Source organism: Candidatus Corynebacterium faecigallinarum, assembly GCF_052264515.1.
Lineage (GTDB): Bacteria > Actinomycetota > Actinomycetes > Mycobacteriales > Mycobacteriaceae > Corynebacterium > Corynebacterium faecigallinarum.
Window position 1 is genome coordinate 1 of record NZ_JBQQOC010000073.1, and the last position, 1,312, is coordinate 1,312.

General features: G+C 52.4%; 2 protein-coding genes. Both read right to left on the reverse strand.

What is annotated here, in order from left to right:
* Positions 1–22: 22 nt before the first annotated feature.
* Positions 23–427: a hypothetical protein gene (locus ACTXPP_RS14080; protein ID WP_143341350.1), complete on the reverse strand. Its 405-nt coding sequence runs from the start codon at positions 425–427 to the stop codon at positions 23–25.
* Positions 428–790: 363 nt separating this feature from the next.
* Complete coding sequence (locus ACTXPP_RS14085) at positions 791–1,153, reverse strand: alpha-amylase inhibitor (RefSeq protein WP_443342736.1); 363 nt, start codon at positions 1,151–1,153, stop codon at positions 791–793.
* Positions 1,154–1,312: the final 159 nt, after the last annotated feature.

Sequence of the window (1,312 nt, forward strand, 5' to 3'; positions counted from 1 at the left end):
TTTAAAGTGACCCGCAACCCGCTTACCTCTTCGGGAAACTTGAGATAACGAGATCGGAAAGCGGTCCAGGTAACCTCCCATCATTTGCCATACGGGCCCAGTTCCCTACCGCCGATAAGCCTCCGTCACCTCCTTGGGTTACCCCAAAGAAGTCCACGCTTTCTCCGGTGCTATCGTCCTTTGAAGTGTAGGAGGACCATTCGCTTCCTGTTTCCCGTACAATAATCTCCCCAATGAGTAGAGCTGCCCTGTTGACCTCATCCTCATCGCTCGAGGGGAAAGTTTTCTTTTCGATTGAGTCTATGGTGCTCCGCGACCATAGTTCGACACCTGATTCATCGGGTGATATTTTCGATCCGCTCCATTCTTCAAAAACACCCTTTGCTGATTCTTTTACGGATTCAAGGGGGATGCTTCCGGAGGGCACGGGGCGAATTATCGAGGGGGCCGGGTCTCCCGGGTTCCAATTACCCATTTCGGACTAACCACCACGGTTGCGCTTCTAGTGGCTTGTAAATGCACCTTAGCTTACCCCAGGTTGGGTTGGCTGCCTCGAGGATATCCTTATGTGTCAGACACTGATTCTCGGTGTCGAAGAAGTTGAGGACGTTATCCCAGTCGTCCTGTGTCTCAACAGGATTGCTTGGTTTTTCCAGAGTGCTGGCTGTTGGATTTGCAGCTGTGTCGGTAGTTGCGGGTGATCCAAGGGCGGTGGCGGCTCCGCCGCAGGTCAACGAGGCGCATAGGCCTACTGCGGCGAGGGGCTTCATTGCCTTTTTCGGGAGGAACATTAGCACAACTCCACTCTGTCAATCTTCAGTGCTCCGGCGAAGTGAATGTTTGTCCTGGTTCCTGCCACGACATTCTTGCAAGCGGAATCAGGCCCAAAGGCGATGATTACCTTCACTCGAAGGTCCATGCCGCAGTTGTTTTCGACCTGTACCGCGCCCAATTCTTTATATGACACCACGCAACTGGGTGCTGTGGCGAAAGCTTCCGGGGTACTCTCGGAGGGATTGTCCAGGTCGACGAGTTGAACAACTGCACCTGTTTCGAATCCTGATGGCTCGGCTGTGGAGGCGTAGCTGGGGGAGGCGGCTAGGCCGCCCACCAAAGAAGTCAACGCTGCAACTGCCGCTAGTTTCTTCTTCATTTTCGGTTCCTCTTCTTGGGCGGTCATTTGCTGAACCACGTTATACGGGTTAAATGTGACCTGCAAGATTTCCGAATAAAATATAAGAAGTGTACGTATAATATTGTGTCATCATGATTCGCTGAGCTAGTTTGGTGGTGTGGATCACAGCAGGTTAGG

Bases quoted from the DNA above. Each gene is read 5' to 3' on its own strand.
- ACTXPP_RS14085 (WP_443342736.1), bottom strand. From the start codon at position 1,153: ATGAAGAAGAAACTAGCGGCAGTTGCAGCGTTGACTTCTTTGGTGGGC.